Origin of the sequence: Curtobacterium sp. MCLR17_039 (assembly GCF_003234745.1) — a bacterium.
Lineage (GTDB): Bacteria > Actinomycetota > Actinomycetes > Actinomycetales > Microbacteriaceae > Curtobacterium > Curtobacterium flaccumfaciens.
Map to the genome: position 1 here is coordinate 54,149 of NZ_QKTF01000005.1, position 14,061 is coordinate 68,209.

The window sequence follows — 14,061 nt, forward strand, 5'->3', positions numbered from 1 at the left end:
ACCACCGCGAAGAAGGACGACGACGATGACGACGACGGACGCGAGCGACACGACGGAGACGACCCGGGCCTCCAGGCCGGTCACCCTGTTCACCGGACAGTGGGCCGACCTGCCCTTCGAAGAGGTCGCCCGGCTCGCCGGCGAGTGGGGCTACGACGGGCTGGAGATCGCCTGCTGGGGCGACCACCTGGACGTCCGGCGCGCCGCGACGGACCCCTCGTACGTCGCCGAGCGCAAGGCGATCCTGGAACGCCACGGCCTGCGGGTCTGGACGATCGCGAACCACCTGGTCGGCCAGGCCGTGTGCGACGACCCGATCGACCAGCGGCACGAGGACATCGTCCCGCCGCACGTGTGGGGCGACGGCGACCCCGAGGGCGTGCGGCAGCGTGCGGCCGAGGAACTGCAGTGGACCGCCCGTGCCGCCGCGGCGCTCGGTGTCGACACCGTCACCGGCTTCTCCGGCTCGTCGATCTGGAAGACCGTCGCCGGGTTCCCGCCCGTGCCCCCGGGGATGATCGACGCCGGGTACCAGGACTTCCACGACCGCTGGTCACCGATCCTCGACGTCTTCGAGGAGGTCGGGGTCCGGTTCGCACTCGAGGTGCACCCGTCCGAGATCGCCTACGACTACTGGACCGCCAAGCGCACACTCGAGGTGTTCCAGGACCGGCCGGCGTTCGGGTTCAACTTCGACCCGTCGCACTTCGTCTGGCAGGACCTCGACCCCGCCGCGTTCCTGCTCGACTTCGCCGACCGGGTGTACCACGTGCACTGCAAGGAGTCGGTGAAGCAGCTCGACGGGCGCAACGGGCGGCTGTCCTCGCACCTGCCGTGGGGCGACCCCCGGCGCGGGTGGGACTTCGTCACCGCCGGCCACGGGGACGTGCCGTGGGAGCGGGTGTTCCGCGTGCTGAACCACATCGGGTACGCCGGCCCGACCAGCGTCGAGTGGGAGGACGCCGGCATGGACCGGCTCGTCGGCGGGCCCGAGGCGCTGGCGTTCGTCCGGCAGCTCGGCACCATCGCGCCGCCGGACGCCGCGTTCGACGCCGCGTTCTCGCAGTCGCGCTGACCGGGCCGTCGCGGTCGGTCGCCGACGCGGCCGGTCGCGGTCGCGGTCGCGGAGGTTTCGCGCTGCGCGACAGTTCACGGGCCCGCCGGTGCGAAACTCGTCGCTCAGCCCGAAACCCCACCCACGACCGCACCCACCAACGAGGAGGACCCATGGCACGGCAGCCCACGGCGACGCCGGGCAACGCCGCGCGCGTCCTCCGGCTCGTCCACGAGGACGGCCCCGTCACCCGCGCCGAGCTCACCCGGCGCACCGGCCTGAACCGCTCGACCATCCTCGCGCTCGTCGGGGAACTCGTCGACGCCGGTCTCGTGCACGAGGAGACCCCCGCCGCGGGGACCCCCGGTACCGGTGTCGGACGGCCGAGCGGGGTCGTCCGGGCGTCCGGCGACGTCCTCGCGGCCGCGGTCACGGTCGAGATCGACGCCGTCGGAGTAGCCCTCGTCGGCCTCGACGGCACCGTCCTCGACCGGCTGGTCGAGCCGCAGACCACCGTGCCCACCGCGGCGCAGGCGATCGACGCCGTCGCCCGGGTCCTCGCAGCACTCCTCGCCCGCACCGGACCCGCGGCCCGGATCGTCGGGGTCGGCGTCGCCGTGCCCGGCATCGTCCGGGTCGAGGACGGCACCGTGCGCGACGCCCCGCACCTCGGATGGCGTGACGAACCCCTCGCCGCACCGCTCGCGGAACGCCTGGGGCTGCCGGTCCGGGCCGCGAACGACGCCAACCTCGGCGCCTGGGCGGAACGGCTGTACGGCAGCGCCCGCGGCGTCGACGACCTCGTGTACCTGAACGGCGGCGCGAGCGGCATCGGCGGCGGGATCGTCAGCGCCGGCCGGCCCTTCAGCGGCGCCGACGGGTACGCGGGCGAGCTCGGGCACACCTTCGTCGCGGCGAACGGGATCCGCTGTCACTGCGGTGCGGTCGGCTGCCTGGAGACCGAGGCCTCGCGCTCTGCACTCACCGCGGTCACCGGGACCCCGCCGGACGACCTCGACGCGCTCGCCGCGGCGCTCGCCGAGGGCCGGCCCGAGCTGGAGCGGGTCGTCGACCGACAGGTCACCGCACTCGCGACCGCACTGCGGAACGCCATCCACACCGTCGACCCCGAGGTCGTCGTGCTCGGCGGGTTCCTCGGTGCGCTGCTCGGACACGTCGGCGACCGGATCGACACCGACGTCCGGGCGCAGACGATGGCCGCCATGACCGACCGGCTCCGCATCGTCCCGGCGGCACTCGGCCGCGACGTCCTGGTCCGTGGCGCCGCCGAGATCGGCTTCGCGGAGCTGCTGCGCGACGCCACCATGCCCGCGGCGCTGGCGCCGGCGACCACGCCCGCAGCGTCCGCCGCCGACCCCTCCACCACCCACACGTCCGGCCGCGACGACGCGGCCGAGGAAGCGAGAACCGCATGACCTCCACCCAGCGAACCAGCGTCCTGCTCGGCACCCAGGACCTCACCGTCGAGGACCGCCCCGTCCCCGCCGTCGACCCGGGCGACGTGCTCGTCCGGGTCGCCGCCGTGGGGGTCTGCGGCTCCGACGTGCACTACTTCCGCCACGGCCGCATCGGCGACTTCGTCGTCGAGGAGCCCCTCGTCCTCGGGCACGAGCTGTCCGGCATGATCGAGACCGTCGGCGCGGGCGTCGACCCGTCCCGCGTGGGGGAGCGCGTGGCCATCGAGCCGCAGCGCCCCTGCCACCGCTGCGCGCAGTGCCTGGCCGGCCGCTACAACCTCTGCCCGCACATGCGCTTCTACGCGACGCCGCCGGTCGACGGGGCCTTCACCGAGTTCGTCACCATCGAGGCCGAGTTCGCGCACGTCCTGCCCGACGCCGTCTCGTTCGAGGCCGGCGCGCTCCTCGAGCCCCTGTCCGTCGGCATCGCCGCCGTCCGCAAGGCGGGCATCGTGCCCGGTTCGTCGGTGCTCATCGCCGGCGCCGGTCCGATCGGCATCATCTGCGCCCAGGTCGCGAAGGCCTTCGGCGCGTCGCGCATCGTCGTCAGCGACCTGGTGCCGGAGCGCCGTGCGCGGGCCCTGGAGTACGGCGCCACCGAGGTCGTCGACCCCACCGCCGTGTCCGTCGCGTCCGACATCGTCCCCGTCGACGCGTTCATCGACGCCAGCGGTGCACCCCGAGCGGTGTCGGACGGCATCAAGGCGGTCGGTCCGGCGGGTGCCGCGGTGCTGGTCGGGCTCGGCAACTCCGAGATGACACTGCCGGTCGAGCACATCCAGAACCTCGAGGTCACGGTCACCGGGATCTTCCGGTACACGAACACGTGGCCGGTCGCCATCGAGCTGGTCGCGTCCGGGCAGGTCGACCTCGACTCGCTCGTCACCGGTCGCTTCGGGCTCGACGACGTCCGCGAGGCCCTCGAGAGCGACACCGACCCGGAGTCGCTCAAGTCCGTCGTCTACCCCGGCGGCGTCCCGGCCTGAGCGACCTGCGCGTCGTCCGGTGCGAGGTTCCGTACTCCGTGACGGCGCGCAGACCTCGCACGGAGTGCGGGACCTCGCACCAGAGCGGGCGACCACGCGGAAGCGCACGCGGGGTGCGGGCGCGCGGACAAGGCGGACGGGAGGCTCGGGGCCAGGCCGCCCCGCGCCTCCCGTCCGGCACGTGACCCGGAACGGGGCCACCGGCGCGTCACCGGGACGCGCTACGGTTCGCGCATGACCGCTTCACCGGCCGCCGTCGTGCCGCAGCGCACCGACCGGCGCGCGCTCGTCTCCTGGGCGCTCTGGGACTGGGGTTCCGCCGCGTTCAACGCGGTCGTCACCACCTTCGTGTTCAGCACGTACCTGGCCAGCCGGGCGTTCGTGGACCCGGCGCTCGTCGCCGACACGTCCGCGGCAGGCAAGGCCATCGTGGAGCGGGAGCTCGCGCACAACGCGGCCGTCGTGTCCACCGCACTGACCATCGCGGGCATCGTCGTGGCCCTGGTGGCACCCGCCATGGGGCGGCTCGCGGACTCGTCCGGACACCGCCGCCGGTCGGTCCTCATCGCCACGATCGGCGTCGCGCTGTCGATCGGCGGCATGGTCTTCGTCGCGCCGAGCCAGCCGTACCTGCTGCTCGGCGCCGCCCTGCTCGGCATCGGCACCGTCGCCTACGAGATCGCGAGCGTGGGCTACAACGCCATGATCGGGCAGGTCGCCTCCGGGGAACGCACCGGCCGGGTCTCCGCCATCGGGTGGGCGGCCGGGTACTTCGGCGGGATCGTGCTGCTCGTGGTGCTGCTCGTGCTCTGCATCCAGGACTTCCGGGGCGACGGGGTCGTCGGCGGGCTCCTGCAGCTGCCGGCCACCGTCGCCACGGGGCAGTGGGACGTCCGCGTCGCGATCGGCATCGCCGCCGTCTGGCTGGCCGTCAGCTCGATCCCGCTGTTCCTCACCGTGCCCGAAGCGGTGCCCGACCGCACCCGCGGCGGCGGCGTGTTCAGTGCCTACGCGGACCTCGGCCGGGACATCGCGCGGCTGTGGCGCGAGCGGCGCAACGTCCTCGCCTTCCTGCTCGCCAGCGCCGTGTTCCGCGACGGCGTCGGGGCCGTCTTCACGTTCGGCGGGATCGTCGCCGCGCAGGTGTTCGGGTTCACGCCGTCGCAGGTCATCCTGTTCGCCATCGCCGCGAACGTCGTGGCCGGCATCGCGACGTTCGTCTCCGGACGCCTCGACGACCGGTTCGGGTCGCGTGCGCTCATCATGGTCTCGCTCGTCGGCCTCGCCGTGTGCGGGGTCGGGGTCTTCGCCGCCGGCAACGAGACGCAGTGGTTCTGGGTGCTCGGGCTGACCCTCGCCGTGTTCGTCGGCCCGGTGCAGTCGTCGTCCCGCGCCTACCTGGCGCGGCTGGCGACCCCCGGCCGCGAGGGCGAGCTCTTCGGCCTCTACGCCACCACCGGCCGGGCCGCGTCGTTCCTCGCGCCGGCGCTGTTCGGCGTGGCGGTGACCGTCGGTGGATCGACCCGGTTCGGGATCCTCGGCGTGGTCGTCGTGCTCATCGCCGGGCTGGTGCTGATGGCGTTCGTCAAGCGGGAACCGCAGGGCGCGCGGGCCTGATCCACGGCGGGCCGTCGGCGCGGCCTGGAGGCGCGGTGCCGGTCCGTCCACAGGCTGCGGTTCAACGCACGGTTCCGCACAGTGCCGTGGTCGCGTCGGACGGCCCGGGCTGCGGTGCGCCAGGATGGGTGCATGACCGACCAGCGCATCGCCGTCGTCGTCCTCGCCGCCGGGCAGGGCACGCGCATGAAGTCGTCCACGCCCAAGGTGCTGCACCGGCTCGCCGGACTGCCGCTCATCGGGCACGTCCTGCGCACGGCGTCGTCGCTCAGCCCCGAGCACGTCGCCGTCGTCGTGCGGCACGAGCGTGACCTCGTCGCGGCCGAGGTCGTCGAGCGCGCCCCCGACGCGATCGTCGTCGACCAGGACGACGTCCCCGGCACCGGCCGCGCGGTCGAGGTGGCGGTCGAGGCACTGCCCGCCGACTTCGACGGCGCCGTCGTGGTGCTGTCCGGCGACGTCCCGCTGCTCGACGCCGCATCGCTCCGGCTCCTCGTCGACGCCCACGTCGGCGGCGGCAACGGGGCGACCTTCGTGAGCGCGATCGCCCCGGACCCGACCGGCCTCGGACGGATCGTGCGGGATGCCTCCGGCGCCTTCGTCAGCGTCGTCGAGCACAAGGACGCGACGGCCGAACAGCTGACCATCACCGAGGCGAACGCGGGCATCTACGCGTTCGACGTGGCACACCTCCGCGCGGCCCTGCCGTCGCTCACCACGGCGAACGCCCAGGGCGAGAAGTACATCACCGACGCCCCCGCGCTGATCAGCGAGCGGGGCGGGCGCATCGACGTGGTCACCCTGACCGATCCGTGGCTCGTCGCCGGCATCAACGACCGTGCGCAGCTCTCCGACGCCGCGCGCGAACTCAACGCCCGCATCGTCCGCCGCCACCAGCTCGCCGGCGTCACCGTGCAGGACCCGGCGACCACCTGGATCGACCTCGACGTCACCATCGAGCCCGACACCGAGGTCCTGCCGGGCACCCAGCTCATCGGCGCCACCGCGATCGCCGCCGGCGCCGTCGTCGGGCCGGACACCACACTCCGCGACACCGAGGTCGGGGCCCGCGCCACCGTGAACCGCGTCGACGCCACCCTCGCCGTGATCGGGGACGGCGCCTCGGTCGGCCCGTTCGCCTACCTGCGGCCGGGCACGATCCTCGGAGACGACGGCAAGATCGGCACCTTCGTCGAGACGAAGAACGCCCGGGTCGGCCGCGGCAGCAAGGTCCCGCACCTGTCCTACATCGGCGACGCCGAGGTGGGCGAGGACTCCAACATCGGCGCGAACACCATCACCGCGAACTACGACGGCGTGCACAAGCACCGCACCGAGGTCGGCTCGAACGTCCGGACAGGCTCGCACAACGTGTTCGTCGCCCCCGTTAGGATTGGTGACGGTGCGTACACCGGCGCCGGGACCACCGTCCGCAAGGACGTTCCGGCAGGATCGCTCGCGATCAGCTACGCCCCACAGCGCAACACCGACGGATGGGTCGAGGAACACCGACCCGGCACACCGGCGGCCGAGGCTGCTCGGCTCGCGAACGGCGAATAGATCCCGGCGACCACCCGTCGCCGACATCGACCCCTCGTGGGTCAGGGAGTGAGCACCGCACTTGTCCGGAATCAAGACAACCGGCCAGAAACGACTCGTCCTCGTCTCGGGGCGAGCACACCCGGCGCTCTCTGCCGAGATCGCGGAGGAGCTCGGAGTCGACCTCGTGCCGACCGATGCCCGGACCTTCGCGAACGGTGAGCTCTACGCCCGCTTCGACGAGTCGGTCCGTGGCTGCGACGCCTTCGTCATCCAGTCGCACACCGCGCCGATCAACGAGTGGCTCATGGAGCAGCTCATCATGGTCGACGCGCTGAAGCGTGCCTCGGCGAAGCGCATCACGGTCGTGGCGCCGTTCTACCCGTACGCCCGTCAGGACAAGAAGGGCCGCGGCCGCGAGCCGATCTCGGCCCGCCTCGTCGCCGACCTGTTCAAGGCCGCCGGCGCGCACCGCATCATGAGCGTCGACCTGCACGCCGCGCAGATCCAGGGCTTCTTCGACGGCCCCGTCGACCACCTGTTCGCCATGCCGGTGCTGCTCGAGCGCTTCCGTCAGATCCTCGACCCGAAGACGCTCACCGTCGTGTCGCCCGACATGGGCCGCGTCCGTGTCGCCGACATCTGGTCCGAGAAGCTCGGCGCCCCGCTCGCCATCATCCACAAGCGCCGCGACCCGCTCGTGCCGAACCAGGTCTCGGTGCACGAGATCGTCGGTGACGTCAGCGGCCGCGTGTGCCTGCTCGTCGACGACCTCATCGACACCGGCCGCACGATCGCCAAGGCTGCCGAGGCGCTCAAGAACGCCGGCGCCACCGGTGTCGTCGTCGCCGCGACCCACGCCGTCTTCTCCGACCCGGCGACCGAGCTGCTGCAGAGCGAGTTCATCGACCGCGTGGTCGTGACGGACACCCTGCCCCTGCCGATGGACAAGCGCTGGGACCGCCTCGAGGTCCTGCCGATCGCCCCGCTCATCGCCCGTGCCATCCACGAGGTCTTCGACGACGGCTCCGTGACGTCGATGTTCGACGGCGCCGCTTGACACATCCCGCCCGTGACGCCCTCGCGGCCCGGCTCCGGGCCGCGGGGAGCGTCTTCGCCGAGGACGAAGCCGACCTGTTGCTCGAGGCCGGTGACGGTGAGCCGGTGCGACTCCGAACCCTCGTGCAGCGTCGGCTGGCCGGTGAGCCGCTGGAGTACGTGCTCGGCTGGGCCGCCTTCGACGGGCACCGCATCCGGGTGACCGCCGGCGTCTTCGTGCCGCGAGCCCGCACCACCGTCGTCGTCGAGCAGGCTGCGCGTCGGCTGCAGCGCTACGACCGCGTGGTCGACCTGTGCTGCGGCGCCGGCGCGATCTCGGTGGCCCTGTTCGGTCGGGTCGGCGCGCTCGACCTCGTCGCCACCGACATCGACCCGGACGCCGTCGACGTCGCAGCCGAGAACATCGGCGACCGCGGCATCGTCGTCGCGGGTGACCTGTTCGCGCCGTTGCCCGATCGGTTCCGCGGCGCCGTGGCGGTCATCGCGGTGAACGCCCCCTACGTGCCGACGGCCGCGATCGAACTCATGCCGACCGAGGCCCGCGAGCACGAACACCGCGTCGCCCTCGACGGAGGTGTGGACGGCCTCGACCTGCACCGCCGGATCGCCGCGGGTGCGGGGGAGTGGCTCCGCCCCGGTGGTGCCGTGGTCATCGAGGTGTCCGAGGCCCAGGCCGAGACGTCCGCCGCTGCCTTCACGGCCGCGGGCTTCTCCACCGTGGTCGAGCGGGACACCGAGGTCGACGGCACCTGCGTCGTCGCGACCCTGCCTGCCTGACCAGGTCTGCCTGCCGAACACCAGCGGCGGGCGGTCACGACATGCCGCTCAGGTTCGCCGAGGCGGCACGAAGTGTCGCCTGCGCGTCCGCGAACCGACGCTTTCTGCACCCCCGACGCGACGCATGCGGCGTGTCGCGCGACCAGGGCCAGGGACGGGGCGGGCCGGCACCGGGCCTCCAGGCCATCGGGCGACCGGAGCGCGCCAGCAGCGGGCGGTCACGACATGCCGCTCAGATTCGCCGTGGCGGCACGAAGTGTCGCCTGCGCGTCCGCGAACCGACGCTTTCTGCACCCCCGACGCGACGCACGTGGCGTGTCGCGCGACCAGGGCGAGGGGCGGGGCGGGCCGGCACCGGGCCTCCAGGCCGTCGGGTGACCGGAGCGCGCCGGCGGTGGGCGGTCACGACATGCCGCTCAGGTTCGCAGAGGCGGCACGAAGTGTCGCCTGCGCGCCCACGAACCGACGCTTTCTGCCACCTCGACGGCAGTCAGCGGGCGTGTCGCAGACCCACTCCCGGACGGTCAGCGCGCGTCGACCGTGACCGTGTGCCAGCCCGTCGCACCGTTGGGTGCCGGCGGCCGGTCCACGCTCGTCTGCACCTCGCCGTCCGCACTGGTCGCGCGCACCTCGATGCGGTGCGAGCCGGCGACCGGCGTCCACCGCACCACCCACTGTCGCCAGGTGTCCGCGGAGACCGAGTCGGCGAGTTCGGCGCGCTGCCAGTCGCCGCCTCCGACGCGGACCTCGACGGCCTTCACGCCCTTGTGCGGCTGCCACGCGACCCCGGCGATCGCGACCGGCTTGCCGGCGGTCACCGTCGACCCGTTCCGCGGGGTGTCGATGCGGGACTCGAGCTTGACCGGGCCACGCTCCGACCAGCCACGCGGTGTCCAGTAGCCCTGCGCGTCGGCGAACCGGGTGACCTCGAGCTCGGTGACCCACTTCGTCGCCGAGACGTACCCGAACAGGCCCGGCACGACCATCCGCACCGGGAACCCGTGCTCGGTCGGCAGGGGCTCGCCGTTCATCCCGACCGCGAGCAGCGCCGCGGTGCCGTCGTCCTGCAGCACGTCGAGCGGGGTGCCGGCGGAGAACCCGTCGATGCTCCGTGAGAGCACCATGTCGGCGTCGCCCGTCGGACGTGCCCGGGCGAGGAGCTTCCGGATGGGGTAGCCCAGCCAGCGGGCCGTGCCGATGAGGTCACCGCCGACCTCGTTCGACACGCAGCTCAGGGTGGCCACGTGCTCCTCGAGCGGCAGCGCGAGCAGCTCGTCCCACGTCAGCGTGATCTCCTGCTCGACCGCACCGTGGATGCGGAGCGACCAGTCGGCGGGATCGACCTGCGGCACGCGCAGCGCCGTGTCGATCCGGTAGAAGTCGGCGTTGGGCGTGATGTAGGGGGTGATGCCGTCGACGTCGAGCGACGCACCCGCGGGGACCGCCGGTGCAGCGGTCGCCGCGGCGGGCAGCCGGATGGCCCGCCTGGCAGCAGCGGCCGCCTGCATCGCGGACGACCCCAGCCGGGAGGCGGTGCCCACGACGACCGCGACGGTCGCCGTCGCGACGCCCCAGACCAGGAACGTCCGGCGCTCCGTCGACGCGGGTCGCGGTGCCGCCGTCGGCACGGTCGCCGCGGCCTCCCACCGACGCAGCCGCTGGAGCAGTAGGCGCAGGACGACCACCGCTGCCGCGATGCCGAGGACCGTCGGGGCACCGTCGAGCGTCCCGCTGCCCGAGCGGGTGCTGACGGCCAGCAGCGCCAGCACACCTCCGGCGGCGAACACGAGGGCGCCGAAGGGTGGGCGCGCGCGTTCGAGGACACCGGCACCGGCACTGATCGCGATGACGATCACCGTCATGAGCACGAACAGGGCGACCTTGTCCCCGGTGCCGAACACGGCGACCATGAAGTCCTTCGCACCCGGGGGAGCGAGGTCGATGACGGCGGACCCGACGGCGACCAGGGGGCTGCCCGCTCCGCCGAGCAGCAGCGCGCCGAACTCGGCGACACCGAGGAACGCGGCGGCGGCCACGACGCCGACGATCGCGGCGATCAGCGTCCAACGTCGGGTCGCAGGGCCGTCGGGCCCGCTCGGGCCGTCCGACGGACCCGCCGTCGATCGCCCGATCGGTTCGTCCGTCGTCTCGGTGGTCACCGCCCGAGCGTAGGTCGCCCGGCCGCTCGTGGGCTGTGTGTGCGGGCTTCCCCGCGCGTTCATCGGGCTCGGCCAGCAGATGGCGCGCGGCTCGTGGGAGGATCGGACCGTGCTGCAGCGTCCGGATGGTGTCCCGCGGTCCGGTCGTGCCCGCGGTGCACGGCGGACACCGATGTCTCCGGCACGTCGACTCGCCACCCTGCGCTGGGTGATCGTCGCCGTCTGGCTGGTCCTCCTGATCACCCGGATCGTCGTCGTCTCGACGGCGCCGGGCGTCGACCTCTCCTGGTACGGCATCGTCGAGTTCGGCGCGATCGCCCTCGGCGTCGTGGTCATCGTGGTCGCCGTCGTGCGGACCGCGACGGCACGGCGGCGGCAGGCGGACGAGGCCCTCGCGCTCGCCATCCGGCGGATCGACCCGACGGTGTGGCTCGTGCCGGCGGCGCCGACACCGGAACTCCGTGGCATCGTCGACGAGGTCCGTCCGGACACCCACCTCGGTTCGCGCGTGACCTGGGCCTTCGGCGCCACCGAGGCCTCCCTGTGGGAACTCGACGAACGACGGGCGACCCGGCTGCTCGTGATCCGGTGGAGCCGTGTCGTGCACGTCGGACTCGAGGACGTGGCGGAGGGCTTGGACGGCTCGGGACGACTCGGCGGTGCAGCGGAGATCGGCGTCGCGGGGCGACCCGGCGGCTCGCCGCGACCTGGCGGTTCCGGTGGTGCTCGCCGCGCGTGTGCGGTGGCGATCCACCACGTGCGACCGGACGACACCCCCGCCGTGGCGACCTTCTTCGTCCGGAGCGCCCCGGGTTCGCGTCGGCTGCTCGGACGCGGTCCGCGGCTGGACCGACTCGTCGCCGACCTGGCACGGGAACGCATCGTCGCCTGACGCGGCGGAGGGCCCCGGGTTCAGCGAGGCCCTCCTCGCGAGGCCCCGCACCGACCACGGTGGTGGGCAGCGAGCGCGGCAGCGGGTGCGGCAGCGGGCGCGGCAGCGGGCGCGGTCGTCAGTGCGTGGACGGCTCCTGTTCGACCTCGCGGCGGTCGTCGTCCGACCACAGCGTGTGGAAGGTGCCGCCCTTGTCGATGCGCTGGTAGGTGTGTGCGCCGAAGAAGTCGCGCTGGCCCTGGATCAGCGACGCCGGCAGACGGTCGGACGCGAGCGAGTCGAAGTACGACAGCGCGGACGAGAAGCCCGGCGCGGGGACGCCCGACGCTGCCGCGATGCCGACGATGCGGCGCCAGGCGGCTTCGCCCTCGGCCACCGCGTTCGCGAAGTACGGGTCGACCAGCAGCGACTCGAGCTTCGGGTTCTCGGCGTACGCCTCGACGATGCGGTTCAGGAACTGGGCACGGATGATGCAGCCGCCCCGCCAGATCTTCGCGACGTTGCCGAGGTCGATGTCCCAGCCGTACTCCTTCGCCCCGGCGATGATGAGGTCGAACCCCTGTGCGTACGCGACGACCTTCGAGGCGTAGAGCGCGGCACGGACGTCGTCGGCGAAGGTGTCCGGCACCTCGGCGATCTGCGGACGGTTCTTGACCGACTGCTGCACGGCGGCACGCTGCGTCGGCTTCGACGACACCGCACGGGCGAACACGGCTTCACCGATGCCCGACACCGGGATGCCCAGACCCACGGCGTTCTGCACGGTCCAGACGCCGGTGCCCTTCGAGCCGGCCGCGTCACGGATGACGTCGACGAGCGGCTTGCCGGTGTCGGCGTCGCGCTGCTTGAGGACCTCGCCGGTGATCTCGATCAGGTAGGACTCGAGGTCGCCCTTGTTCCACTCGTCGAAGACCTGCACCAGGTCCTCCACCGAGAGTCCGCCGACGCGACGGAGCAGGTCGTACGACTCGGCGATGAGCTGCATGTCGGCGTACTCGATGCCGTTGTGCACCATCTTGACGAAGTGCCCGGCGCCGTCGGTGCCGATGTGGGTCACGCACGGTTCGCCTTCGGCCACCGCGGCGATCGACTTGAGGATCGGCCCGAGCGTCTCCCAGGCCTCCTTCGAGCCGCCCGGCATGATCGACGGGCCCTTGAGCGCGCCCTCTTCACCACCGGAGATGCCGGTGCCGACGAAGTTCAGCCCCTTCTCGCGCAGGTCGTGCTCACGTCGGATGGTGTCGTGGAAGTTCGCGTTGCCGCCGTCGACGATGATGTCGCCCGGTTCGAACCGTTCGGCGAGCTGCCCGATCACGGCGTCGGTGCCCTTGCCGGCCTGCACCATGATGATGGCGGTCCGGGGCTTCGACAGCGAGGCGACGAACCCGTCGATGTCCTCGGACGCGATGAACCCGGCGTCGCCGTGCTCCTGGAGCAGCTCCTCGGTGCGGGCGTACGTGCGGTTGTAGACCGCGACCGTGTTGCCTTCGCGCGATGCGAGGTTGCGGGCGAGGTTCGAGCCCATCACTGCGAGTCCGACGACTCCGATGTTCGCCTGACCGTTGTTGTCTGCCACGGGGGCCTCCTTTGTCCTGACGTTGGCGCCCAACCTACGACCGGTGGTCTGGGACCGCACAGGTGTTCCGGGAACTGGGGACCAGAGTTCACCGGATCAATACTGTGGAGGGATGAGCGAGTTCGCTGTCCACCCGCCCGTCCTCGTGATGGGGGTCTCCGGCTCCGGCAAGTCCACCATCGGCCAGGCGCTCACCGACGCCCTGGTCGCGCAGGGTGAACCGTGCGTCTTCGTCGACGCCGATGACCTGCACCCGGCCGCCAACAAGGAGAAGATGCGGCAGGGCATCCCGCTCACCGACGAGGACCGCTGGCCGTGGCTCGACGCCTGCGCCGAGCGGATCGCCGCGGTCGAATCGGGCGGCTCCCGGTGCGTGATGGCGAACTCGGCGCTCAAGCGCGCCTACCGGGACCGTCTGCGCGAGTCGGCGCCGGGTCTCGTCATCGCCTTCCTCGACGGGTCGCGCGACCTGATCGCCGAACGGCAGTCCCACCGCCAGCACGAGTACATGCCGACGACGCTGCTCGACTCGCAGTTCGCGACCCTCGAGCGGCCGCAGCACGACGAGGCCGCCGTCGCGGTGTCGGTCGACGGATCGGTCGACGACACCGTGCGGGAGATCCTCGCCGCGCTCGCGGTCACTTCCGGCTGAGCTCGGACAGCCGGGCGCGGTACTCCTCGGCGTCGATGTCGCCGCGAGCGAACCGGTCGGCCAGCACACCGCGGGCGTCTGAGCGGGCGCGCCAGCTCCCTCGTCGGAGCACCCCGAACACCAGGAACACGACGAGGAACGCGAAGAAGAAGAACGCGGGGAACAGGAAGAACGGGAACCCGCCGCCCTGCCAGTACGGGCCGTGGGCTGCTGCCGTCGTGAGTGCGGATGCGGTGATGGACGTGAACACGGTGATCTCCTGTGGTCGGTTT

General features: G+C 72.5%; 12 protein-coding genes. 9 read left to right on the forward strand and 3 right to left on the reverse strand.

What is annotated here, in order from left to right; translation table 11 throughout:
- Window positions 1-25 precede the first annotated feature (25 nt).
- From DEJ00_RS07625 to DEJ00_RS07655, 7 genes are all read left to right on the forward strand, one after another.
- Window positions 26-1,075, forward strand: coding sequence for a sugar phosphate isomerase/epimerase (locus tag DEJ00_RS07625; RefSeq protein WP_111056932.1), 1,050 nt, complete (start codon window positions 26-28; stop codon window positions 1,073-1,075).
- Window positions 1,076-1,227: 152 nt separating this feature from the next.
- Complete coding sequence (locus DEJ00_RS07630) at window positions 1,228-2,490, forward strand: ROK family transcriptional regulator (protein ID WP_111056933.1); 1,263 nt, start codon at window positions 1,228-1,230, stop codon at window positions 2,488-2,490.
- Window positions 2,487-3,518 (forward strand): NAD(P)-dependent alcohol dehydrogenase, encoded by a 1,032-nt coding sequence (locus tag DEJ00_RS07635; protein ID WP_111056934.1) that lies wholly within the window; start codon window positions 2,487-2,489, stop codon window positions 3,516-3,518. Before DEJ00_RS07630 ends, DEJ00_RS07635 begins: the two co-directional genes overlap by 4 nt.
- A 234-nt stretch (window positions 3,519-3,752) precedes the next feature.
- Window positions 3,753-5,135 (forward strand): MFS transporter, encoded by a 1,383-nt coding sequence (locus DEJ00_RS07640; protein WP_027464466.1) that lies wholly within the window; start codon window positions 3,753-3,755, stop codon window positions 5,133-5,135.
- 132 nt (window positions 5,136-5,267) lie between these two features.
- Window positions 5,268-6,695 (forward strand): bifunctional UDP-N-acetylglucosamine diphosphorylase/glucosamine-1-phosphate N-acetyltransferase GlmU, encoded by a 1,428-nt coding sequence (glmU, locus tag DEJ00_RS07645; RefSeq protein ID WP_111056935.1) that lies wholly within the window; start codon window positions 5,268-5,270, stop codon window positions 6,693-6,695.
- A gap of 61 nt (window positions 6,696-6,756) precedes the next feature.
- Window positions 6,757-7,734 carry a ribose-phosphate diphosphokinase gene (locus DEJ00_RS07650; RefSeq protein WP_027464468.1) on the forward strand — a complete coding sequence of 326 codons (978 nt, stop codon included), beginning with the start codon at window positions 6,757-6,759 and terminating at the stop codon, window positions 7,732-7,734.
- Window positions 7,731-8,510: a putative protein N(5)-glutamine methyltransferase gene (locus tag DEJ00_RS07655; protein WP_111056936.1), complete on the forward strand. Its 780-nt coding sequence runs from the start codon at window positions 7,731-7,733 to the stop codon at window positions 8,508-8,510. Before DEJ00_RS07650 ends, DEJ00_RS07655 begins: the two co-directional genes overlap by 4 nt.
- Before the next feature lie 524 nt (window positions 8,511-9,034).
- Here the strand turns inward: DEJ00_RS07655 and DEJ00_RS07660 are convergent.
- A complete protein-coding gene (locus DEJ00_RS07660; protein ID WP_111056937.1) occupies window positions 9,035-10,669 on the reverse strand; it encodes a molybdopterin-dependent oxidoreductase in 1,635 nt (544 codons plus the stop codon).
- A gap of 172 nt (window positions 10,670-10,841) precedes the next feature.
- Between DEJ00_RS07660 and DEJ00_RS07665 the strand changes: the two genes are divergently transcribed.
- On the forward strand, window positions 10,842-11,561 hold the full coding sequence (locus DEJ00_RS07665) for a hypothetical protein (RefSeq protein ID WP_155896717.1): 720 nt from the start codon (window positions 10,842-10,844) through the stop codon (window positions 11,559-11,561).
- A 118-nt stretch (window positions 11,562-11,679) separates the two neighbouring features.
- Here DEJ00_RS07665 and gndA read toward each other — a convergent pair whose 3' ends face one another.
- Window positions 11,680-13,137, reverse strand: a complete 1,458-nt coding sequence (gene gndA, locus DEJ00_RS07670; protein ID WP_111056939.1) for an NADP-dependent phosphogluconate dehydrogenase — start codon at window positions 13,135-13,137, stop codon at window positions 11,680-11,682.
- 112 nt (window positions 13,138-13,249) lie between these two features.
- Between gndA and DEJ00_RS07675 the strand changes: the two genes are divergently transcribed.
- Complete coding sequence (locus DEJ00_RS07675; RefSeq protein ID WP_111056940.1) at window positions 13,250-13,789, forward strand: gluconokinase; 540 nt, start codon at window positions 13,250-13,252, stop codon at window positions 13,787-13,789.
- Here DEJ00_RS07675 and DEJ00_RS07680 read toward each other — a convergent pair.
- Window positions 13,776-14,039 (reverse strand): hypothetical protein, encoded by a 264-nt coding sequence (locus DEJ00_RS07680; protein ID WP_051596490.1) that lies wholly within the window; start codon window positions 14,037-14,039, stop codon window positions 13,776-13,778. The two genes, DEJ00_RS07675 and DEJ00_RS07680, sit on opposite strands and share 14 nt — an antisense overlap.
- Window positions 14,040-14,061: the final 22 nt, after the last annotated feature.

Bases quoted from the DNA above. Each gene is read 5' to 3' on its own strand.
- DEJ00_RS07625 (WP_111056932.1), top strand. From the start codon at position 26: ATGACGACGACGGACGCGAGCGACACGACGGAGACGACCCGGGCCTCC.
- DEJ00_RS07630 (WP_111056933.1), top strand. From the start codon at position 1,228: ATGGCACGGCAGCCCACGGCGACGCCGGGCAACGCCGCGCGCGTCCTC.
- DEJ00_RS07635 (WP_111056934.1), top strand. From the start codon at position 2,487: ATGACCTCCACCCAGCGAACCAGCGTCCTGCTCGGCACCCAGGACCTC.
- DEJ00_RS07640 (WP_027464466.1), top strand. From the start codon at position 3,753: ATGACCGCTTCACCGGCCGCCGTCGTGCCGCAGCGCACCGACCGGCGC.
- glmU (WP_111056935.1), top strand. From the start codon at position 5,268: ATGACCGACCAGCGCATCGCCGTCGTCGTCCTCGCCGCCGGGCAGGGC.
- DEJ00_RS07665 (WP_155896717.1), top strand. From the start codon at position 10,842: ATGTCTCCGGCACGTCGACTCGCCACCCTGCGCTGGGTGATCGTCGCC.
- DEJ00_RS07675 (WP_111056940.1), top strand. From the start codon at position 13,250: ATGAGCGAGTTCGCTGTCCACCCGCCCGTCCTCGTGATGGGGGTCTCC.